Here is a 22,665-nt window from a genome sequence, read left to right on the forward strand (position 1 = left end):
GCACCCCGCCGGCGGACCGCACGACGAAAGGCGACGACGATGACCGCGACCCTCGAGACCGAGACCCCGACCACCGGCACCCCGACCACGGCGCCGACCGCCCGTCCCGGCGACCAGGTCACCACCGCCGCGGCGCTCGCCGAGCAGTGGGCGACCGACCCGCGCTGGGCCGGCGTCACCCGGGACTACACGGCCGAGGACGTCGTCGCGCTGCGCGGTTCGGTGGGCGAGGAGCACACGCTGGCCCGGCGCGGGTCGGAGCTGCTCTGGGAGCTGCTGCACACCGAGGACTACGTCAACGCCCTCGGCGCCCTGACCGGCAACCAGGCCGTGCAGCAGGTCAAGGCCGGCCTCAAGGCCATCTACCTGTCCGGCTGGCAGGTGGCCGGCGACGCCAACCTCTCCGGGCAGACGTACCCCGACCAGTCGCTCTACCCGGCGAACTCGGTGCCCGCCGTCGTGCGGCGCATCAACAACGCGCTGCTGCGGGCCGACCAGATCGACGTCGAAGAGAACGGATCTCCGACCCGCAACTGGCTGGCCCCGATCGTGGCCGACGCCGAGGCCGGGTTCGGCGGGCCGCTCAACGCCTACGAGCTCATGAAGTCGATGATCGCCTCCGGCGCCTCCGGCGTGCACTGGGAGGACCAGCTCGCCTCGGAGAAGAAGTGCGGCCACCTGGGCGGCAAGGTGCTCATCCCCACCAAGCAGCACGTGCGCACCCTGAACGCCGCGCGGCTCGCCGCCGACGTCTCCGACGTGCCGAGCGTCGTCATCGCCCGCACCGACGCCGAGGCGGCCACCCTGATCACCTCCGACGTCGACGAGCGCGACCAGCAGTTCCTCACCGGGGAGCGCACCTCGGAGGGTTTCTACAAGGTCCGCAACGGCATCGAGCCCTGCATCGCCCGGGCCCACGCCTACGCCCCGTACGCCGACCTCATCTGGATGGAGACCGGCACCCCCGACCTCGACCTGGCCCGCCGGTTCGCCGAGTCAGTCAAGGCCGAGTTCCCCGACCAGATGCTCGCGTACAACTGCTCGCCGTCGTTCAACTGGAAGAAGCACCTGGACGACGACACCATCGCGAAGTTCCAGCGCGAGCTCGGCGCCATGGGCTTCAGCTTCCAGTTCATCACCCTGGCGGGCTTCCACGCCCTCAACCACTCCATGTTCGATCTGGCCCACGGTTACGCCCGTGAGCAGATGACGGCCTACGTGCAGCTGCAGGAGGCCGAGTTCGCCTCCGAGACCCGCGGCTACACCGCCACCAAGCACCAGCGGGAGGTGGGCACCGGGTACTTCGACCGCGTGTCGACGGCGCTCAACCCCGACGCCGCCACCCTCGCCCTCGCCGGCTCCACCGAGGCCGCTCAGTTCTGACTCACCCCCGTGCCGCGAACGTCCCGGTCGTGCGGGCATCCCGCCCGATACCCCGCACGACCGGGACACCCGGCCCTCCCGATCAGGAGTACGTCATGACCACCATCGCCGACCCGCCCCGCACGCAGTCCCCCCGCTCGACCGGCTCGCCCGCCACGCCCCCGCGCGGCATCGCCCTGGCCGACTCGGCCACCGTGGCCGAGGGCACGATCGACGTCGTCGGCCCGATCGAGCCGGGCTTCGAGGAGATCCTCACCCCGCAGGCGCTGGAGTTCCTGGCGCTGCTGCACGACCACTTCGCCGACGCGCGGTGCGAGCTGCTGCTCACCCGCCAGCGGCGTACCCGGCAGATCGCCGACGGCGCCGACCCGGACTTCCTGCCCACCACCCGGCCCGTGCGGGACGACCCGTCCTGGCGCGTCGCCGGCTCGACCGGGGCGCCGGGGCTGTCCGACCGGCGCGTCGAGATCACGGGGCCGACCGACCCGAAGATGACCATCAACGCCCTCAACTCGGGCGCGAAGGTCTGGCTCGCCGACGCCGAGGACGCCTCGAGCCCGACCTGGGGCAACGTCGTCGGCGGCCAGCTCTCGCTGCGCTCGGCGATCCGGGGCGAGCTGTCGTTCGACGGCCCGTCGCCCGACGGCGGTCGCACCCCGGGCAAGCACTACGCGCTGCGGACCTCCGAGCTGACCGAGATGCCGACGATCGTGTTCCGCCCGCGGGGCTGGCACCTGTTCGAGTCGCACCTGGCCTACACGGGCACGGACGGCTCCACCCAGCCGGCGTCCGGGTCGCTGGTCGACTTCGGCCTGTACTTCTTCCACAACGCCCGCGAGCTGATCTCCCGGGGCCGTGGACCGTACTTCTACCTGCCGAAGCTGGAGAGCCACCGCGAGGCGCGGCTGTGGAACGAGGTCTTCGAGCTGGCCCAGCACGCCCTGGACATCCCGCAGGGCACGATCCGGGCCACGGTGCTCATCGAGACCCTGCCGGCCGCGTTCGAGATGGAGGAGATCCTCTACGAGCTGCGCGACCACTGCGCCGGGCTGAACGCCGGACGCTGGGACTACCTGTTCAGCGTCATCAAGTGCTTCCGCTCCCGCGGCGACTCCTACGTCCTGCCCGACCGGGCGCAGGTGACGATGACGGCCCCGTTCATGCGGGCGTACACCGAGCTGCTGGTCGCCACGTGCCACCGGCGCGGGGCGCACGCCATCGGCGGCATGAGCGCCTTCATCCCCGACCGCCGCAACCCGGAGACCACGGAACGTGCCTTCGCCAAGGTCCGCGCCGACAAGCAGCGCGAGGCCGGCGACGGCTTCGACGGCTCCTGGGTCGCGCACCCGGACCTCATCGGCATCGCCCGCGAGGCGTTCGACGAGGTGCTGGGCGAGCGGGAGAACCAGGTCGAGCGGCTGCGCGACGACGTCACGGTGGGCCAGGCCGAGCTGCTCGACGTCGCCTCCGCGCGGCGCGAGGGCGCGACCATCACCGAGGCCGGGCTGCGCACCAACATCTCCGTCGGCGTGCGGTACATCGCGTCCTGGCTGCGGGGCACCGGCGCCGCGGCGCTGGACAGCCTCATGGAGGACGCGGCGACGGCGGAGATCTCGCGGTCGCAGGTCTGGCAGTGGATGCACTCCGGGACCCGTACCGAGGACGGGGTCACCATCACCCGCGAGCTGTGCGAGTCGATGCTGCAGGAGTTCCTGCGGACGACGCCGCGGACCCCGGGTGACCGGCTCGACGAGGCCGTGACGATCTTCCGCGAGGTCGCGATGGGCGACGAGTTCCCGCCGTTCCTCACCACGAGCGCGTACGCGCGGTTCTTCGGCTGAGCGGCACCGCTCCGCCGACATCGGCTCCGGCCACCCCTCCGGGGCCGACCTCGCGTCCCGGGCCGCTGCCCAGGGCGCCGAGCACAGCACGGCGGCCCGTCACCGATCGGTGACGGGCCGCCGTCGCGCACCTACCTGGTGAAAAATTCAGTAGCTCTGTGGAATACGGCCAAGTCCCACGAGGATCACGTGCACCAGGCAGCATCCCGGGCCCGATACAACAGCGGCCTGAAGCCCTGCTCGGTGTCGGGCCGAGGTATACCCCGGAAACTGATGTCACATGGCCGGAGCTCCCACGCTAGGCAGCCCCGACCCCCTCGACAGGTGAACCGACGTCCCCCCTCTTCAAGAGGTACAACGGATTCTGCGCGCGATGGCCCTCGAGCCCGTCGCAACCAGGAATCACGCCTATACGCAGTTCGGGCGCCACCGAAGGAACCGCTGTCGTCCAGACTTCCCAGTGGAGCCGCGCACTACCTAGACCCGAGCCTGCTGGGATGGCGTTGCATGCTATTGGAGCGGACCGATGATGCAACACACCCAGTGAGTCACCTGTTCGAATTCTCTGACCACGTTCAACACCCAGATCGAGCTGGACGGGCGCCAACACGGAAACGCCACCGTCTACCCCAATAATTTCTATGCGAAAACTCTGGGCAGCAACCGCATCCAGCCCGACAATGAAACCACCTATCGGACTGACCACTGGGGTGCCGTCAGGCAAGTAAATGTCTACGCCTGAGTGCCGTTCAAGACCGGAATACCGTGCAGTGAGACGTGCACCCACCCGCCCAAGCTTCGGTACACGACGAGCAAGCGCCGACCAATCTCCGTGAGGATACCGTTGCTCAGGATGGGGAGCATAGCGCCGCCGACCACCTCGACACGAAAAATAGTCAATTCGCGTAAATATCACGCCATAAGGCTCACGAGACTCAATCAGCCACTCGTCACCCACCCCATCCGGCCCCAGATACATGGCAACATGATTGTGCTCACCGTCCGGCGATTCAATTCTGCTCGGGTAAGAGAAGAGTAGGTCACCAGGCAGCAAGTCCTCGTCCGGCCCGACGTCGATTCCATTGGGTGCCACTCTCTGCGCTTCTGCGATGAACGGCGTCTGGACTGCACCGCCAATCCAATGCGACTGGCTGACTACAGTCGAACAATCGACATAACCGGCAAGCAACTCTCGCGTAATCCGATATTGACAGCCAGCAAATTCCAAACTTGCTATCGCTATACTCTCGCCCTCCGGTCTGCAGTTCGATGAGGTCAGAGCAACCCCTGGGACAGCCAACTGGCTACCACGTGGCATCGAATGCATGAAAGATCTCCCAACTTCGATTCGAAAGTAGTTCGAACCCACACAACATGTAACCGATCTTGGGCGAACACATGAGCAGGCCGATCCAGAAATCATCAGTCAGCATCTCAAGCGAGAACGTCACAATCAGCAGTTGCCCTCTTAAGCTCGCTCCGCTTCTCATCGAGGCTCCACGAAAAGTCTATCGACGCCCGGGATCCGTCGTCCCTCAAAAGGAGCACGAGCAAGTCAGCAAGTTCGCCTTCCTGACGCCGGTGAATCCAAATCCGCACACCACCGTAGATTGTCAAGAATGGCGCCCAGCACCAGTACCGGGGGCGGCGAACCATCTTTCCCAGACCCCTCCACCAGACGTCACTAAACTTGATCCACAGAGACGCGGGAAGACGACGCGACGTACATCGTCGCCAATGGTTAATCCTTCCCGCGGATGATTTGTCGACAGAACATTCCCGGGTGCGGCGCGGGTGCACAACGACTGATTGCCTCTCGCCTGAAATATGATTTGCGCGATACCGCCAGATGATGTCGCGGCGGCGATGAATTTTGTTAACATCATTAAAGTGCTGCGCCGCTATGCCCAAATATAGTACACGACGTCCCCAGCGGCCTTCTAGCGTCCCTTCCCATATGATCGGCTCAAGAGCCTTAACTGTGACAGCAATGGAACGGTGCAGGAGCGCAAACATCTCCTGCGGCTTATAAACCCCCGATTCGTAGTCCATGGCAAGAACGTTCAAGTTGTCGACTGCCGCTCGCGCACGATTGATGAGCGCCGAATACACGTCATTGCTTCTCCAGTAACGCACCTCTTCAACTGCCCAGAGCAGACTGCGCAACCTGAACTCAGATGACAGCACTTCGCCAGCACTTGTGTAAGACACGCCCGGAGCGGCCTTCGCCTCGTCACCGAGGTCGTCAAGATCGTCTCGCTGCCTTGGATTGCGCTTCTCCGCTTCAATTGCGTCCAAGATATGCCGACGACCGTCGAGAACCAGCGGAGGGAGCCTTTCGAGCACGTACGCACGATCCTCGCGTGACGACGAGTACCTATTGACCATGTTCTCGTGAGCCTGGCGATTTCTTTGCGGTGCCGTCAATAACCAGTACAGCAGGCCAGATATGGCAACAAGAAGTGTTGCCGCCGCCTCTGGGTCCTCCAACATCGCAGTAAACCAGGAAATGCACCTAGCTATGACTCCGCCAACGCCATCTAGCATTTGATCTAGCACTTGCACTCCCTCCGAGATTGCCGCACACAGCAAATACTAGGTACGCTCTTGCGCTCGAGCTGAGGTGGACACGTTGCGCAGGGCCCGCAGGGCTCTAATAGCTGAGCGCATTTCTTGCAGGTACTGCCACCACTGGAATCCTCGAGATGCTGGCGCTATTCCAACTGTCTCCACTCGGACCCCACGGCCGAGTCCGAGTACTTCTGCGGCGACAGTGCCCTGGTATAGACCGTAGATTGAGGTCGTCACCACTACTACCCGGCGGAACCGTGTCGTAGACGCCCAGGAATGCAGGGACTGGCGCGTGTCGGCGCGCGGCGCGTCGGTGGCGGCTTGAGCCTGATGAAGAGTGATCGTGGGGTGGCCGAGAACGGCGGCATCGATGCCGTCCCGCAGGCTTCGGTTCAGAGCGAATCGCATTGCGTCTGCTTCGCTCTGGAACGCGCGCTGCGACACTGCCTCCAGGAAGGCCTTTTCTGCGCTTGTAATGGCGCGTTCTGCTACCAGGCCAGTGACTATTGGCGCCACGATCTGACCCGTAGCGAGAAGATGGGCCGCATACGCCGCTCGCTCGAGACACGATTCCGCGAGTCCTCCCAGAACTAGTAAGACGTCGCACTCCGACTCGCGGGGCGTGGTGTCTTCTTGGAGCCGCAAATTCGAAGACGCTTCCAGGGCGGCGATGCGGTGGGTTGCTTCTAACGTATGAATCGATGAGGTGTCGCTGTCCCACCGCTCGTGACCCCTTCGGAAGTCCCAACGACTTGAAAGGGCGGCAAGCACTTCAAGGCGCGAGTTGGTTTCTGTAGGGAGTGTTCGGCTCTCGATTCTCGCTAGCGCATCCCACGATCTACAGCGGAGCAGGCTAGTAAGCTGTTCGTCAAATTGCTCGGCCGCATTCATATCGAGGCCATCCCACCTGGGCCATGAACAGCCGCGCTGCCTTGGATGCATGGCGGCCATCGTTCCCGAGTCCATCGCGCATGTCGAACGATGTATCAAAGTTTCACCCGCCTTGCTGCTGCTGGGCTTGGTTCGATATCTCGAACTTGAGTTCACGCACCGCTCATCCACCCACGATCAGCCGAGTCTGGGCGAGTCGCCTCCGGCTGGATTCGACCGCGACCTACGCCGCCCGTCGCGTCGCCAGCGCCTCCATCTGGTTCATGACCAGCACGATCGCCTCAGACCGCTTGTCCGGCGGGTACTTGTGCTTGATGAGCAGCCGCTTGATCGACGAGCGCATCTTGGCGCGGACGTCGTCGCGCACAGTCCAGTCGACCTGGTCGTTCTTGCGCATGACGCCCACCAGCTCCCGAGCGATCTGTGCCAGCTCGGCGTCACCCTGGATCTCGACGGCGGACTCGTTGGTGGCGACGGCGTCGTAGAAGGCGAGCTCGTCGTGCCCGAGTGGCGGGTCGAACTGCTCCCCGCGCAACGCCTCGGCGGCCACGTCCTGCGCCATCTCCACGAGCGCCGTGATGATCTCCGCCGAGGTCAGGTTGGAGTTGGTGTACTTGCGCATCAGCGCCGCCAGCCGCTCCGAGAAGGCCTCCCGACGGACCAGGTTCCCGTCGGTGGCCTTGCGCGACTCGGCGGTGATCAATGCGCGCAGTGCCTCGATGGCGACCTGAGGGTTGGGTGACTCCACGGCCCTGGCGAGGAAGTCCGCGTCGATCTGGTCGAGGCGCGGGCGCGTGAGCCCCGCAGCGTCGTAGATGTCGACGACGTCGTCGGCATCCACCGCCGTGGCCGTGAGCTGGTTGAGCAGCCGTTGCACCTCGTCGGGAATGGGTTCGCCGGAGGCCTGGCGGTCCTCGGCGTCCATCTTGCCCATCCAGGTGCGCACCTGCTCGTAAAAGCGCACGTCGTCGCCGTGGTCGGCGAGCGACTCGTGTCGTCCGGCGAGCGCCCAGGATCGCCGCAGCGCCGGCGCGAGCCGACGGAACGCGTCGGCCACCGACTCCTCGTCGGGGCCGACCTGATTACCCGGGGTCTGCGGGCTGCGCAGGTAGTTCACGGCGCGCATCACCGCATCGATGCCGGCCCGTCGCTCACCCCGACGCCGCGCCCACACCTCGCGCCATCCGCTCGGATCGACCAGCGCGGCGACCTGCTCGATGTGTGCACGCGCTACCTCGGCGGCGTCGTCGAGGTCCTGCCCGACGGGCTTCTCCGCCTGGTCGCGCACCGTGTACTCGGCCAGCGCGGCCTTGAGGTTCTCGGCCACAGGGGCGTAGGCGACGAGCAGCCCCGAGTCCTTGCCACGGAAGGTCCGGTTGACGCGGGCCAGGGTCTGCATCAGCAGGGCGCCCCGCAGCGGCCGGTCGAGGTACAGCGTGTGCAAGGACGGCGAGTCGTAGCCCGTGAGCAGCATGTCGTTGACGATGACGATCTCGAGCTCGTCGTCGGGGTCCTTCAGCCGCTTCTTCAGGGCAGCGTTCTCGCTCGGTCGGCGCACGTGCTGCGCGATGTGCTCCGGGTCCTGCGGGGTCCCGGAGTACAGCACCTTGACGCGACCGGTCGACAGCTCGTCGGAGTGCCACTCGGGGCGCAGATCGGTGATCTGCCGGTAGAGCCGAGCACAGATCTCCCGGGTGGAGCAGACCACGAGGGCCTTGCCCGGCGCCGCGTCCGGCGTCGAGCCGTCCGACGACGGCCGGACGCTCTCGACGACGGCGTCGCGTCGCGCGTCCCAGTGCGCCAGGAGGTCACCCGCGAGCGTCCTGAGCCGGGCGGGGGCGCCGTAGACGGCGTTGACCACGGCGACCGACTTCTCGATGCGGGCGCGTTCGGCGTCGTCGAGCCCGATCGTGGCCTCGTCGGCGGCGGCGTCGATAGCCTCCGGGTCGACGTCGTCCGGGAACCCGACCTTGACGAGGCGGGACTCGAAGTACACCGGGACGGTGGCGCCGTCGGCCACGGCCCGCGTGAGGTCGTAGACGTCGATGACGTCGCCGAACACGGCCTCGGTGTCACGGTCCTGCTCGGCGATAGGTGTTCCGGTGAACGCGATGAGCGTGGCGTGCGGCAGCGCGTTCTTGAGGTGCCAGGCGTACCCGTCGAGGTCGCCGTAGTGGCTGCGGTGCGCCTCGTCGACGATGAGCACGATGTTGCGCCGCTCGGACAGCACAGGGTGCTTGGCACCGGCGTCCTTCTCGGCCTTGGTCAGGCCGAACTTCTGCAGGGTCGTGAAGTAGATGCCACCGGTGGTGCGGTTCGCGAGCTCGTCGCGCAGCTCGGCGCGACGCATCACCTGGCGGGGGCTCTCGGGCAGCAGCTCCGAGCGCTTGAACGTCTCGTAGAGCTGGTCGTCCAGGTCGGTGCGGTCGGTGATGACCACGATCGTGGGGTTCAGCAACTGGGGGTGGCGGGCGACGGCGGCCGCGTACAGCTCCATCTCCATCGACTTGCCCGAGCCCTGCGTATGCCAGACGACGCCGGCTCTCCCGTCGCCGTCGACGGCCCGGACGGTCTCCCCGACCGCCTTGGTCACCGCGAAGTACTGGTGCGGCTTGGCGACCCGCTTGGCCAGGCCGTCCTCGTCGGAGTCGAAGGCGACGAAACCGCGCAGCAGCTGCAGGAAGCGTTCGGGGTTGAACAGCCCGGAGAGAGTGACCTCCAGCGGCGTGGCCGGCTCGACGTAGCCGGGCAGGCCGGCGTCGTCGACGAGGTGCAGGTTCCCCTCCCCCTGCGGGCGCCCGTCAGGTCCGACCACGCGACCGTCGTCGTCCACGTTCCACGGCGCGTAGTGGTTCAGCGGGGTGAAGGGGGTGCCGTACTTGGCCACGACGCCGTCGCTGGCGAGCGTGATCACGCAGAAGCGGAAGGCCATCGGCAGCTCGCGCACGTAGGTGGCGAGCTGGGCGTGTGCCGCGGCGACGTCGGACTGACGATTGCCGGCGTTCTTGAGCTCGACGATGACCACCGGCATGCCGTTGAGGTACAGCACGAGGTCGAAGCGTCGCTCGACCTCACGGTCGATCACGGTCACCTGGTTGACGGCGAGCCACTCGTTCTCGTGCTCGCGGGCGGAGACCAGGCGCAGGGTCGGGTGGTGTTCGGCGCCGTCCGCCGTGTAGGTGATCCGGTAGCCGTGGGTGAGGTAGTCGTGGATGCGATGGTTCTCGGTGATCGCGTCCTGAGACGTCGGCCGCAAGATCTCGACGAGCGCCTGGTCGAGGTGCTCGCGCGGCACATCGGGGTTGAGGCGCCGCAGTGCGGCCTTGAGCCGCGACGGGATCGCCGCCTCGGACCACGACTCGCGCTGAGGCTGCTCCCCCAGCGCCGTGTACCCAGGGTGCCCGACGGCGGAGGTCACACCGGGTGCGATCTCCCTGCCCTGCAGCGGGGCCCAGCCGAACTCGGCCAGGTGCTCGCGGGCGAGCTGTTCCCAGTCGGCCTCGTTCGGGTGGTGCACGGTATCTCCCCTGGTGGCGGTCGGTGCGTTGGCTCCATGGTGGCGCAGATCTGCGCTCCTGGGCCTGATGGCGGGCGATAAGGGCACTATCACGGGTCACAGGGGCTACGTGACGCGCTACGCGCCCCTGACCGGGGATTTCACCCGTTGCCAGGGGCCAACATCCGATCGGGGCACGACACACTGGCGAGGCCCGTGGCCGACAGATCGTCGGAAGCCAAATCACCCTGCGTGAGGCTCTAGGCTTCGGGCAACGGACGACAGGAGGGCCCGTGGGCGCCGAGCTTGAGTTGGTCAGTGATGGCGACAGTCTCGCTGTGGTCGGTGACAGAGACGCGATCGAGCAGTTCATGCTCGACCTCGACCTGGTCACTGTGGAGTCACGACCGCTCACTGAGGTCGCCGTGGGTGGAGCTCACCGCGCGATCGGCCTCGGCGGTCTGGGCCTCCAGGCGGGTGGGCACATTGCCGCCGAGTCCGGTCGCTGGCTCAAGCTCACTGAAGAGTCCGCGGCGAAGGTTCGCGAGTTCGGCCTCCAGCCGACGAAGAGCAACCCGGCTGTCAGTCACGCCATGATCGGGAAGCCGGGAAGCGTACAGTCCTGGGTTCAGGTCGCCAACTCGCCGGTCGCTTTCCTCAGGAACCCCGCGGCGCTTGCCTCCATCGGGACGATGATGGCGCAGCGTGAGATGCAGCGGTCGATCGACGAGCTCAGGGACTACCTCGCGCAGATCGACAAGAAGGTCGACGACATCCTGCGCGCACAGAAGGACGCCATCCTCGCCGAGATGATCGGCGTCTCCCTCCTGGTTGACGACGCGATCACGGTCCGGGACGAGGTCGGCCGTGTCTCGGAGATCACATGGTCGAAGATCCAGGGCGGAGCGGCGGCGATCGCCACTACCCAGGCATACGCGGTACGTCGCCTCGATGCGCTGGCCGACGAGCTCGAGACCCAGAAGGACCTTGGAGCCCTCGTCAAGTCCACTCATCAAGCGCAGGTGTCCGTCGACGAATGGCTGGCGGTGATCGCGCGCACCTTCCAGGTCCAGGACAAGATCGGCGTACTCGAGCTCGACCGTGTCGCTGACTCAAGTCCCGAGGACCTCGACCGACATCGCGTCGGACTGCGCTTGGCACGCCAGAACCGGCTGGACATCATCGGCAAGGCCTGCAGTCAACTGGTGATCCGGATGAACGAGGCTTCGAGCAGGGCTAACCAGAAGGTGCTGTTCAACCCGTTCGCGTCGCCGAAGGCCGTCAGAGCGAGCAACCAGGTAGTCGTTGCTGTCCTCGAGCTGGAAAGAAGGCTTGACCTGGTGACGGAATCTGAGACTGCCGAAGCACGCCGATGGCTCAGCGCCGTCGTCGAGACGCGAGATCTCGCCGTCGGGTCAGGTCAGGACGCCGTCGAGGCCGCCCGACGACACAGCGCGGACGCGCTCGAGAGGTCCAATGAACTCCGGGCAAGAGCAGTCAACACGGGTGCGGACGGCGTCGCCCGAGCGAGCGAGGCCACAAGCCGGTTCTTCGGCAGCCTCGCCGATCGCGCCCGTCGTCGGCAGGCCGACCATGACGAGGCGCGGGCCGACTAGCGGCTGTCAGCAGCTCGGGGTGGTGCCGTGCAAGCCACACTGCTCCACCGACGCCAGCGAGTCAGCCCGCCGATCCCTCGAAGACGACCTCCACCGTCTCGTAGCCCAGCCCGCCGAGCAGTCCCTCGAGTGTCTTGCGCGTGTTCTCCTCGGCGCGGTTCGTCAGTCCACTCGCCTCGGCCGCTTCGGTGAGCAGGCCCTCCGCCTTGAGCAGCGTCTCCTGCCTACTCCCCACGTCATCGGCGAAGAAGTCCTCGGCACGGTTGATCAGCCCGCGCGACTCCGAGAGCGCCCGGCTCTGCTCGAGGTCGATCCGCGGCTCCGCCAGCGCCGGCTCGGGCAGCATGACCGTCGCCGTGGACCCGTCCTCGGAGACGATCACCGAGTCCTCCGTGAGCTCGCGGAAGTCCACGTACACCTCGACAGAACCGTCCGCGAGGAAGATCGTGCGCTCCCCCATCAGCCAGTCCGGCACGTACTTCGTGTCCTGCTCCAGATCGAGGACCACCTGATAGCTTCCTTGAGCCGCGACGAAGCGAGCCAGGTTCTGGATGCTGACCAGCACAGGGGGTTCGGAGCGGTCGACTTCTTCGGTCTGGAAGGGGTTCAACGCCGCCGGGAGCGAGATCGCCTCGGAACGGACGGCACCCCACGCGACGGCACCCAGCAGCACCAGCGCGGCGACCATACCCAGCAGAGTGCCCAAGAACGCGCGGACGAAGCCTCCGGCTCGGGAACGTGGTGGGTCTTTCGCCACGACCGGCTCGGTATCGGCGACTGACGACTTCTCGGGCACCTGTTCTCCTGACTGGCGGTGTGGCGTCTGCGTGCCAGATGCTCCGTCCGGGGTCTTTGCCCGTCCGTGCTCGTGGCGACGTTCCGGGACAATTTAGGCCCATCCCGGTCGAGGTGGTGCAGTTGCGACCGGGTGAACCGCCCCGGGACGTTGACCTGAGCCGGCGAGCCCGTGCTGCCGGCGGAGGACCTATTCGCCTGGGCGCGGGTGCCCCGCTCACCCGTCGAGTCGTTCCAGCAGCGACGAGCTCACGAGCGCGGCCGCCGACTCGACCGCGTACCCGGCGGGCAACCGAGTCACCAGGGGGTCGGACGTAGTCGAGGTCCTCGCTGTACCGGTACGGATCGGGCAGGTGCAGCTTGTGAAGCGCCGTCCCGCCACGGAACGCCAGCTCGTCACCGAGGTAGGGATGCGCGGCGATCGCGCAGATGGCGCGTGACAGCAGCAGGTCCTGCTCGATCTGTTCGAGCGTGGGCCAAGGATGGTCGACGGACCACGCCGTCACGTCAGCAGGAGGAATCACAGGTCGGGCTCCACATCAGCATTGAGGCGGATATTCCATCGGTCGTCGAGAGGGCCGGTCTGCGGCCTCCCCGGATCGAGCCGGGACGGGGTGCGAGTCAGTGGTACGACGCGTGCCGCGAGCTCGTCGAGCTCGGCGCCGCCGAAGTTCTCCAGGATCCACCCGAGGCGTCGGAAGGCAGCCGCGGGGAACAGTCCAAGCATCTCCACGAGGGCATCGGTGTGGAACGCATCGTTCTCACTGAGCTCGACGAGTACTGTCGCGGCGTTGTCCAGGCCTCCCGCGGCGTCGACGTCGGTGGCGAGATCGAGCAGCGTCGTCTCCACCGTGGAGACTCGGGCGGTCCCCGACCGCGTCGGCCAGTTCAGGGTCGCTACCCGGGTGACGTGCGATCTGGTCCGGTGACGGAACCTCGTGCGGCCGACGACCCGGTCTCGGACGTCGCGCGACGTCGCGACCTGGAAGACCTGTGGCGCCTGGTGCGCCGCCCCGTGCAGAGCGGCTGCAGTGAGCCACCCCGCGTAGTAGTCGGTGCTCAGGTGTCGCATCAACGTGTCGACGATCTCGATGCCTGGCGGGGCGCCCCACGTGCGGTACTCGGCCGGCACCGGGATCCACAGACTCTGGAGTGGGCGCACCCACTCGCCTCGGCGGACGGGAGCGTGGAGCCTGCGCCGCACCTGGTCCTCGGGGATGCCGAGCAGATCGGCGACCTGGGCTGTGGTCAGGCTCGTCCGACCGTGCGACAACGCCCAGTCGGCGAGCTCGCTCGCGCGGACCGGTGAATCGCCTGTTCGACCTCTCTCCACACTGCCAAGTGTCACAGATCCTGTGACGTTTCGCAGTCTTCTGACGGCAGGCCGTCCACAAGCTGCACCCGATTTCACCCGACCGGCGATGGATCGGGTCGCATCGTCCGTGCCATGGTCGCCCCACCAGATCGGCACCGACCAGGCAGGGTGGCTCGTGGGGATCCTCGGACAACTCTTCGGCAAGCGGAAGACGACCACCACCGAGCAGCCGTCGCCGTCCCCGGGCATCGCCGCGGCTGCCGCGCCCCGCCTCGCAGAGCCGACCTTCGCCGTCATCGACGTGGAGACGACGGGCCTGAGCCCGCGGGCGGATCGCATCGTGGAGCTCGCAGTCGTCCGGATCGACGCACACGGCGTGGTCGTCGACGAATGGTCCGGACGGTTCGACCCGCAGGGACCGGTCGGCGCGACCCACATCCACGGCATCACCGCGTCAGACGTGGTCGGCGCGCCCCTGTTCCGCGACCGGTCGCACGACGTCGCCACGATGCTCCGCGGTGCGGCGGTCGTCGCGCACAACGCCCGGTTCGACCTGGCGTTCCTGCGCGCCGAGTTCGAGCGCAGCGGGTGGGACCTGCCGTACGTGCCGGCGTTCTGCACGCTGGACGGCAGCCACCACTACCTGCCGCAGCTCGATCGTCGGCGGCTCGCGGACTGCTGTGCAGCGACCGGAGTCCGCCTCGCGAACGCTCACTCGGCGCTGGGGGACGCGCGAGCCACGGCCGAGTTGATGCATCGCTACCTGACGATGCCCCGGGTGCCCCGCCACCGTGACCTGGGTCGGCTGCCGGCCGAGGCGTCGACGATCTCCTGGCCGAGCGGCCCGACGCGGGAACCTGTTGCGGCACCGACGCGACCACGCACTGTGGGCGGCTCGCGCGGGACCCGCCGCTCCCGGCCCCGGCCGCAGCAGCCACCACTCGTCCAGCAGCTCGCGGACCTCGGCCTGACCGATCTGCTCGACGACGGCGCCCCGGCGGGTTCGATGTCGTACCTCGAACTCCTGGTCGGCGTCCTCGAGGACGGTGTCATCACCGAGAGCGAGGCGGGGGCGCTGAACGATCTGATCGAGGTCTACGGGATGGGGCGCGACGAGGTGGCGACGGCCCACAGAGCGTTCGTGACGGCCTTGGCGCATCGTGCGCTCGACGACGGGCACGTGTCCCGCTCCGAGCGCTCTGAGCTGTACGAGATCGCAGAGCTCCTCGAGGTGGCGCCGTCGACGGTGCGCGAGGTCATCCAGCACGCGGACGACGCCCGCGCGGCGCGGCTGAGCGCCGGGCTGAAGCCGCTCCCGGACGACTGGCCGTTCGGCGAACCGCTGCGGGTCGGAGACAAGGTGGCGTTCACCGGTTGCGACGACGCGCAACGGGAGCGGCTCGAGCGGCGCGCAGAGAAGTTCGGCGTCCGCGTGATGAACAACGTCTCGCGCCGGACGGCAATGCTCGTCACCGACGGGTCGTTCTCGGGCGGAAAGCAGGCGAAGGCCACCGAGCTCGGCACCCGGATCGTCGCGCCGGACGACTTCGACGTGCTGCTGACACACCTGCAGCCCCCAGTACGAACCGATCCTGCAGCCCGGGCGCCGAAGCCCAGGGTGGCCGCGACCGCTCTCGCGAAGCGCGCAGCGTCACCTCCGAAGCCGGCGGCCACATCGTCCGCCGCCAGCCCTGCCGAGATCCGCGCGTGGGCGACAGCGCGAGGGTTCGAGGTCAGTTCTCGTGGGCGGCTCCCGCGCGCTGTCGTCGAGGCGTTCGAGCAGGATCAGCACGCACACGACTGATCGATCTACGAGAGCGGCCAGAAGGGATCGTCCCGCCATTCTGCCGGGATGCCCATGCCTCGCAGCGGAACCCGAGGGTGGGCATCGAGCAGATCGCTCAGGCGCTGCGCCCACGATGAGCGTGGTGAGATAGTCGAGAGCACGCTCTGCAGCGAGACCAGCACCGGGTAGAGACGCTTGCGGCGGTCCGGGGCGTCCGTGAACGTCTCCGCGTCACCGAGCCAGGTCACGGTGGTCGGCTTCGGAATGGCCGGGTAGACGCCGAGGCCGACGTTCCACAGCCGACCGTGGTGTGCGCAGATGTTCCGCACGCGCACATAGGTGCGGAGCCAGGAGACCAGCACCGGGGCGGTGAGTCCAAGCGGCCGGGCGATGCGTTTCACGTCCGCCGGTCGCCTCAGGTTGCCGATCACCTTGTCGAGCTGGCCCAGTGTAAGGCTCTCGACCACGAGCCACGACGGCGGCAGCTCCGGCTCGCCGTAGGTGGTCAGGTAGTGCTCGAGCGCCGAGGCGTGCGTCAGTTCGCCGGATGGTGCGTCCTCACCCTCGCGCAGCTGCTCGCGGCAGGACTTCTGGACGTGGCGCAGCAGACCGTCGTGCCTCGCAGCATCCGCGAAGTGCTCGGGATCGAGGTACCAGAACGGACCTCCGTGCTGGAGCGACATCGCGTCGGTCAGGGCGGCGCGGACCGCGACCTCGATGCGTTCGATCGCATCCATGACGAGCAGCCGGAGCTTGCGGTCGAACACGTAGAGGTCGAGGACCTGGTCGAAGGTCGTTCCTACTCGCAGCTGCTCGTGGGACGGCGACTCCCGGAACGGGATCAGGTATGGCGAGAACCGGTAGTAGCCGATATGGCGCAGGTACCGTCGGGTGCGGTCTCGGTCCGGAACGACGAGGCCGCGGCCGATCTTGCGGTCGACCAGTTCGTCGTGATCGAGGGCAGGCTTGTCGTAACGGCGAGTCCCGCGTGCCCGGAGATGCTGTGGCGGGGTCATGCGACATGCTCCGGGCAGAGAAAATCCCCCGATTTGCGCATCGTGGAGAGGCGTGGGGGATCTAGTGGTTCGAATCTACGCGCGGGGGCGACCGGGTCGCAAGAGCGCGCGCGGGCTCGTCGGGTGAACTCGGTCTCTGGACCCAGCGACCCGACGAGCTCCGCGCGATCGGTCACAGGTCGGCCACCTCGGCGGCCTCCTCGACGCGGAGCCTTCCGGACATCAGAGCGGGCAGGAGGGCGTCACGGGTGGCCGCAAGCTTGACGTTCTCGCGCTCTGCTTCCGCGACTCGCGCTCGGAGCGGACCCGCAACCGCGTCGAACTCATCGAGAGCCTCATCCTCGGCCAGCCAGGGAATGGAAGCAGCCCCAATTCGATCGACCTTGACCGCCGGGTACGCACTCCCCTCGGCGACTCCTTCCAGGTAGGTCGTGAACTCAGGGCGTCGAAGCACCTCGTAGAGATAGGGCCAGCGGCCGTGATCTGCCCGAAACACGGCCAGCCCTGTCGACACCACGAGGCGTTGGTCCTCGCTGAGAATCAGAGCATGTGACCGTCGATTGGGCCGAACCGTCGACCAGACGATGTCGCCCCATCGAACGCCACGCCGAGCACGCCCGGGCGCGTCATCCCACGATGACTCGTCGGGCCAGTCAAGCCGACCGACACCGACGGAAGCAATATCCACGTAGCGAAGGCGTCCTCCGCTGATTGGCGTCCGCTTGTCTGGGTTCAACTCGGCGACATCATGGAGCGCAACAAGTTCAGTCCGGGATCTCGCGAGGTAGAAGTCGAGGTAGGCAGCGAGCAAGTCGTCGGCGGTGGTGACGAGCTTGGTGTTGGCCGCGATCTTGTCGTCGAGGGCGCCTAGGACATCAGCGATCGCCCGCTGCTCCCCGCGATCTGGAAGCCAGAACCGATAGCCGAAGAAGTCATTTCTGCTGAGGTCTAGGTTGGTGGTTCCAGTCCCCAGAGACCTGCAGTAGGCGCGGTACCGAGGTGACCTCAGATGCCAGTAGAGGAAATCTCGGTCGACTCTCTCGCTGACGAGATCTAACCGCACGGTGTCCTGTGTCAGTCGTGCATCGCTGACATGCTTGGGCACACGCGCAACCGCACCAAGGAGATCCGCAGCATGAGTGACGTCCTTCAATGATGCATAGAGATCGCCTGGCTCCAGTCGAATGTGGCCAGGGGTCGGCCCACCGTAGGGACGGAGATTGTCGCCGCGAAAGCCCCCATTGCGTTCGATCGTGCCCAGGCCGAGCAGGAAGGGTCCTGGTTCGCCGATGAACACGCTCTTGTATGACTGACCTCTCTGGACCTCTATCAGATCGCCGAGCTTGATGTTCGGCCTCATGCGAGTCGTCCTAACTGCTCGCGGACGATCTTCTCCAGCCGCGCCGACTCGTCGAACTGCGCGAACAGCTCGCCCGTCAGCCGCTCGATCTTCTCCTCGATGGGCTCGCCATCGTCCTCGACCTCCGGCACCCCCACGTAGCGGCCCGGGGTCAGCGCATAGCCGGCGTCCTTGATCTCCCCCAGCGACGCCGAGTAGCAGAACCCGGCCTCGTCGGCGTACTCGGCCCCTTCGGCGGACGGAGTCCCGAGCCACGCGTGGTACGTCCCGGCGATCTTGGCGATGTCCTCCTCGGACAGCGCGCGCTCGGCACGATCCACCATGTGCCCGAGGTTGCGGGCATCGAGGAACAGCACCTCGCCGGCCCGGCTGCCCTTGTCCTTCGCCAGGAACCACACGCATACGGGGATCCCCGTCGACCGGAAGAGCTGTGTCGGCAGCGCCACCATGCAGGAGACAAGGTCCGCCTCGACGAGCTGGGCCCGGATCTCGCCCTCTCCCCCGGAGTTCGAGGACATCGAGCCGTTGGCCATCACCACACCCGCGGACCCCCCGGGTGCCAGCTTGGACAGGATGTGCTGGATCCACGCGTAGTTCGCGTTGCCCTTCGGCGGCACGCCGTACTTCCAGCGGGCATCGTCGGTGGTGCGCGCCCAGTCCTTGATGTTGAACGGCGGGTTGGCCATCACGTAGTCGGCCTGCAGGTCCGGGTGCAGGTCGCGAGCGAACGTGTCGCCCCAGCGCGGCCCCAGGTCCCCCGTCAGGCCGTGCACGGCCAGGTTCATCTTGGCCATGCGCCAGGTGCGCTCGTTGAGCTCCTGGCCCACCACGCTGATCGCCTGCGGGTTCGCGCCGTGACGCTCCAGGAACTTCTCGGCCTGGACGAACATGCCGCCCGACCCGCAGCACGGGTCGTACACGCGACCCTGGTATGGCTCGAGCATCTCGACGAGCACGCGCACCACCCCGGGCGGGGTGTAGAACTCGCCGCCCCGCTTGCCCTCGGCGGCGGCGAACTTGCCGAGGAAGTACTCGTACACCTCGCCCAGCACGTCACGGGCCTTGGAGACCTTCTCACCGTTGCCCGCGACACCGGTGAACCGCGCCGAGGAGAACAGGTCGACCAGCTCACCGAGCCGGCGCTGGTCGACGTTGTCCTTGTTGAACATCGTGGGCAGCGTCCCTGCCAGCGACGGATTCGCGCCCATGATGTGGGCCATGGCGTCGTCGACGAGCTGCCCGATCGACGCCTCGTGCTCGTCGAGGGTAGCCACCCGCCCCTTGGCGTGCTGGGCCAGGTAGCCCCACCGCGCCCGTTCCGGCACCCAGAACACCCCGGCACTGCGGTACTCGTCGACGTCCTCGAGCAGCGGCTCGGCCTCCTCGACGCTCAGCCCGTCCGCCTCGCACTCGGCGAGGATCGCCTCGCGACGCTCGGTGAAGGCGTCCGAGACGTACTTGAGGAACACCAGCCCCAGGATCACGTCCTTGTACTGGCTCGCGTCCATCGATCCGCGCAGCTTGTCCGCGGCCTTCCAGAGCGTGTCCTTCAGCTCCTTCATGGTGGTCGCCGTGGCGACCGACGGCGCCTGGGCCTTCGTCCTCGGTGGCACTCGCAGTTCCTTCCTCACAGGGGGTCGCCCCCATCCAACCTCATGCGTACGACACCGGTGGTCACGCCGTCGCACAGCGTCCTGGCGAGCTCGTCCAGGTCACGCATCTCGCGGCGGACCGCGGCCGCCCTCTCGCTCACCGCGCGCATCACCCGGGCGACCTGGTCGGCCTGGTCGGGCGGCACGAGCCGGGTCTCCCACGCCCGCCACCACTTGGCGCCCTCGGGCTGGGCGAAGATGTCGCGCGCCAGCACCTCGGGGACGACGGCGGCGGGTGGCGACGTGCCGTCGGCCGTCGGCGCCGGGGGCAGGACCCGCAGGACCTGAGCCGGGTACTCCACCACCGAGAATCCCTCGTGGTCGACGACAGCGGCGGGCCTGGGCGTCGTGGTGACGACGACGTCGCCCGGCTCGGTGAGCCGGCCGGACGGGTTCGACTCGACGAACCGGAGCCGCTCGACGGCCCGGGCACCCCAGGGCGACGCCCCGGTCAGCTCCGGCACGCCCACCACCCGCAGCAACGCCGGGTCGCGGTCCGGGGCCTCGACGACCAGCCCGGGGTCGACGCGGTTGCCCGGCAGCCGCCGCAGCCGCTGCTGGTCGGCGAGCGCCCACAGCGGCGCGGCCCGGACGGCCGCAGCCTCGCCTCGCTCGACCTGCACGTCGAGCGAGGGACGCATCGCGTCCTCAGGGGCGAGCCGTGCGGCGAGCTCGGTGACGCGCACGGCCGCGGTACCGCCGTCGTCCCGGATGCCGACGACGACCGGGCGTCCCGCGGTGACGAGGCTGCCGCCGAGGGCGAGCAGACCGGCCATGCGGACGAACCGTGCGAACCGGAAGGCGTGGGAGCGCACGTCGGCGGGACCGCCGAGGGCGGCCTCGACGTCGGTCAGGAGATCCTCGAGCACGGCCTGGTCGAGCAGGTCGTCGACGCGGAGCTCGGACAGGTCGGCGACCATCGTCCACCGCTCGGCGATCGGCACCTCGGACGGCGGGGCCCCGAGCACCCACACGGCGAGCCGCTGCCGTGAGCGGTCGACGACGAGGCCCGGCGGGAGGACGACGGCGGCGCGCAGCCGGTCGGTGCGCAGCAGCGCCGACCGGACCGACTCGGCCCGCCCGTCCACGGCGTCGACGAGGGCGTTCGCAGGGCCGACGACGACGGCGCGCTGGTCGGGGTGTAGCCCGAGGACGAGCCGTTCGATCTGCTCGAGCACGTTGGCCGGGGGCTGTTCGGCTGCACCGGTGGGTGGCACCTGGGTGACGACGAGGGCGTCCTCGGGGGGCGCCGGGGCGACGCCGTCGGACTCCAGGGTGCCGACGTCCCAGCCGTGCGCGGCGAGGCGCCGCCGGACCGCCCGGTGCCCGGCGGGGAGGAGCGCGGCCGGCGGGTCGAGGCGGCCGGAGTCGGCGAGCACGGCACGCAGCAGGTCGCCGGCACCCGGGGCGGGGTCCACGACGGGGCCGTGGTCGGCGATCTGGGACGCGATGCGCGCCGCGACGTACAGCGCGGCCGGGCCGAGCGCGGAGACGAGGTCCGCGCGCCGGAGCGTCATCGCCTCGGCGGCTCGGCCCGGGGTGTAGGCGGCGTCGGCGGCGAGATCGGCCAGCTCGGCGGCGGTGCGGCGGTCGGCGCCGAGCGCCTGCACCTCGGTGAAGAGGAACGCGTCGTCGGGGTCCAGCTCGTCGGCCAGGTCGAGCAGGTCGCCGTCCGCCAGCGACCCGAGGGGCTCGTCGCTGACGTCCTTCAGGCACAGCATCGCGGCGAGCCCGTCGTGCAGGCGTCGGGCGCGCGCCGGGTCGTCGACGGCGAGCGAGGCGCGCAGCGCGACGTCGGCGCGGAAGTGCGGGTTGTTGCCGCGGCCGGTCGCCTCGATCCAGTCGGCGACGTCGACCGCGCGGAAGCGGAGCGCGCCGTCGTCGTGGCGTACCACCGGCTCGGGGAACGGAAGGCCGCGGCCGGCGTACCGGCGCCGCCAGGTGGACACCACCGGCCGCTGCACGCGGGCGATCTCGGCGATGTCCGGCAGCGAGACGTGCAGGCGGTCCATCACGGCGGGGGTGCCGGCGTCGGGCATCGGTGGTTCCTCTCGAACGGTGATGGGCGTGGTCGAAGCCTACGAATGATCCGACCTTGCTGCATCGTTTTGGCGATAAGCCCCCTTATCGACGCCCTGTTCGAACAGCGAAGCTCGCTGGCTCCAGAGTCGATGCCATGCCGCTGACATCCAGCCACCGCTCACGCCGCCCCCGGTCGACCCCGCTGTGACGGCCGACCCGAGCCCCGAGGAGGAGACCATGCCCACGCGCCCCGCCGACGCACCCGGTGCGGAGCAGCCCGCCGAGAGCGGGACCGCGCGCACCACCCCGTCGAACGCCACCACCGCCGTCGTGCACCGCCGCTGGCGCCCCGCGACCCTCGCGCTCGCCGTGCTGCTCGTCGCTGCCGTCGCCTACGGCATCAGCGCCGGCGTCGCCAACGCCCGCTGGGCAGAGCGCGCGACCGAGCTCGAGTCCGAGCACGCCGACCTGACCGCTGCGCTGGCCGACACCGAGGACGACGAGGCGGCCGCCGTCGAGCGGGCCGAGGAGGCCGAGGCCGCCCACACCGAGCTGACCGAGGCGACCGAGCAGCGAGAGAGCGAGCTCGACGAACGGTCTGCCGAGCTCGATCAGCGCGAGGAGGACGTGGCGGCCCGCGAGGACGCTGTGACCGAGACCGAGGAGCGCATCGCCGCGAACCGGATCTCCGACGGCACCTGGACGGTCGGCGACGACGTCGAACCCGGCACCTACCGCACCACGCACGCCGTCTCCGGCGACTGCTACTGGGGCATCTACCGCTCCGGCACGAACAAGCGCGACATCGTCGCCAACGACATCGTCGACGGCGGCCACCCCACCGTCACGCTCCGCGACGGCCAGGACTTCGAGTCCAGCCGGTGCGGCAGCTGGGACAAGCAGTAACCACCACCCATCAAG

General features: G+C 68.1%; 14 protein-coding genes and 1 pseudogene. 6 read left to right on the plus strand and 9 right to left on the minus strand.

Annotated elements, in window-relative coordinates; genetic code table 11:
- Positions 1-39 precede the first annotated feature (39 nt).
- Positions 40-1,383 carry an isocitrate lyase gene (gene aceA, locus V5O49_RS11275; protein ID WP_332902320.1) on the plus strand — a complete coding sequence of 448 codons (1,344 nt, stop codon included), beginning with the start codon at positions 40-42 and terminating at the stop codon, positions 1,381-1,383.
- A gap of 95 nt (positions 1,384-1,478) precedes the next feature.
- A complete protein-coding gene (gene aceB, locus V5O49_RS11280) occupies positions 1,479-3,224 on the plus strand; it encodes a malate synthase A (protein ID WP_332902321.1) in 1,746 nt (581 codons plus the stop codon).
- A 1,434-nt stretch (positions 3,225-4,658) separates the two neighbouring features.
- On the opposite strand, the gene V5O49_RS11285 is transcribed toward aceB, so the two are convergent.
- Positions 4,659-5,714, minus strand: a complete 1,056-nt coding sequence (locus V5O49_RS11285; RefSeq protein ID WP_332902322.1) for a hypothetical protein — start codon at positions 5,712-5,714, stop codon at positions 4,659-4,661.
- A gap of 357 nt (positions 5,715-6,071) precedes the next feature.
- On the opposite strand from V5O49_RS11285, the gene V5O49_RS11290 reads away from it, so the two are divergent.
- Positions 6,072-6,389 carry a hypothetical protein gene (locus V5O49_RS11290; RefSeq protein ID WP_332902323.1) on the plus strand — a complete coding sequence of 106 codons (318 nt, stop codon included), beginning with the start codon at positions 6,072-6,074 and terminating at the stop codon, positions 6,387-6,389.
- Positions 6,390-6,909: 520 nt separating this feature from the next.
- Here the strand turns inward: V5O49_RS11290 and V5O49_RS11295 are convergent.
- The gene (locus V5O49_RS11295) at positions 6,910-10,203 is read right to left on the minus strand and encodes a type I restriction endonuclease subunit R (protein ID WP_332902324.1); all 3,294 of its coding nucleotides are present in this window, start codon (positions 10,201-10,203) and stop codon (positions 6,910-6,912) included.
- A gap of 272 nt (positions 10,204-10,475) precedes the next feature.
- Here V5O49_RS11295 and V5O49_RS11300 point away from each other — a divergent pair, with 272 nt between their 5' ends.
- The gene (locus tag V5O49_RS11300; RefSeq protein WP_332902325.1) at positions 10,476-11,798 is read left to right on the plus strand and encodes a hypothetical protein; all 1,323 of its coding nucleotides are present in this window, start codon (positions 10,476-10,478) and stop codon (positions 11,796-11,798) included.
- 61 nt (positions 11,799-11,859) lie between these two features.
- Here the strand turns inward: V5O49_RS11300 and V5O49_RS11305 are convergent, their stop codons facing one another.
- The 3 genes and pseudogenes from V5O49_RS11305 to V5O49_RS11315 form a co-directional block, all read right to left on the minus strand.
- Entirely contained in the window at positions 11,860-12,594 is a 735-nt protein-coding gene (locus V5O49_RS11305; RefSeq protein ID WP_332902326.1) for a DUF4230 domain-containing protein, read from the minus strand.
- Between the two features lie 142 nt (positions 12,595-12,736).
- Positions 12,737-13,117 (minus strand): annotated as a pseudogene (locus tag V5O49_RS11310) (nucleotidyl transferase AbiEii/AbiGii toxin family protein); the annotation flags it as partial.
- Complete coding sequence (locus V5O49_RS11315) at positions 13,114-13,665, minus strand: type IV toxin-antitoxin system AbiEi family antitoxin domain-containing protein (RefSeq protein WP_332902327.1); 552 nt, start codon at positions 13,663-13,665, stop codon at positions 13,114-13,116. The gene V5O49_RS11315 and the pseudogene V5O49_RS11310, both read right to left, overlap by 4 nt.
- A gap of 172 nt (positions 13,666-13,837) precedes the next feature.
- Between V5O49_RS11315 and V5O49_RS11320 the strand changes: the two genes are divergently transcribed.
- Positions 13,838-15,712, plus strand: a complete 1,875-nt coding sequence (locus V5O49_RS11320; RefSeq protein ID WP_332902328.1) for an exonuclease domain-containing protein — start codon at positions 13,838-13,840, stop codon at positions 15,710-15,712.
- 5 nt (positions 15,713-15,717) lie between these two features.
- Here the strand turns inward: V5O49_RS11320 and V5O49_RS11325 are convergent, their stop codons facing one another.
- From V5O49_RS11325 to V5O49_RS11340, 4 genes are all read right to left on the minus strand, one after another.
- Positions 15,718-16,710: an Abi family protein gene (locus V5O49_RS11325; RefSeq protein ID WP_332902329.1), complete on the minus strand. Its 993-nt coding sequence runs from the start codon at positions 16,708-16,710 to the stop codon at positions 15,718-15,720.
- Positions 16,711-16,882: 172 nt separating this feature from the next.
- A complete protein-coding gene (locus V5O49_RS11330; RefSeq protein ID WP_332902330.1) occupies positions 16,883-18,070 on the minus strand; it encodes a restriction endonuclease subunit S in 1,188 nt (395 codons plus the stop codon).
- Positions 18,067-19,683 (minus strand): class I SAM-dependent DNA methyltransferase, encoded by a 1,617-nt coding sequence (locus V5O49_RS11335; protein ID WP_405001171.1) that lies wholly within the window; start codon positions 19,681-19,683, stop codon positions 18,067-18,069. The genes V5O49_RS11330 and V5O49_RS11335 overlap by 4 nt, the downstream gene beginning before the upstream one ends.
- Before the next feature lie 14 nt (positions 19,684-19,697).
- Positions 19,698-21,761, minus strand: a complete 2,064-nt coding sequence (locus V5O49_RS11340; protein ID WP_332902331.1) for a hypothetical protein — start codon at positions 21,759-21,761, stop codon at positions 19,698-19,700.
- A gap of 220 nt (positions 21,762-21,981) precedes the next feature.
- Between V5O49_RS11340 and V5O49_RS11345 the strand changes: the two genes are divergently transcribed.
- Complete coding sequence (locus tag V5O49_RS11345) at positions 21,982-22,650, plus strand: Rv1352/Rv1906c domain-containing protein (RefSeq protein WP_332902332.1); 669 nt, start codon at positions 21,982-21,984, stop codon at positions 22,648-22,650.
- Positions 22,651-22,665: the final 15 nt, after the last annotated feature.

It is taken from the genome of Isoptericola haloaureus (genome assembly GCF_036689775.1).
Classification (GTDB): Bacteria; Actinomycetota; Actinomycetes; order Actinomycetales; family Cellulomonadaceae; genus Isoptericola; species Isoptericola haloaureus.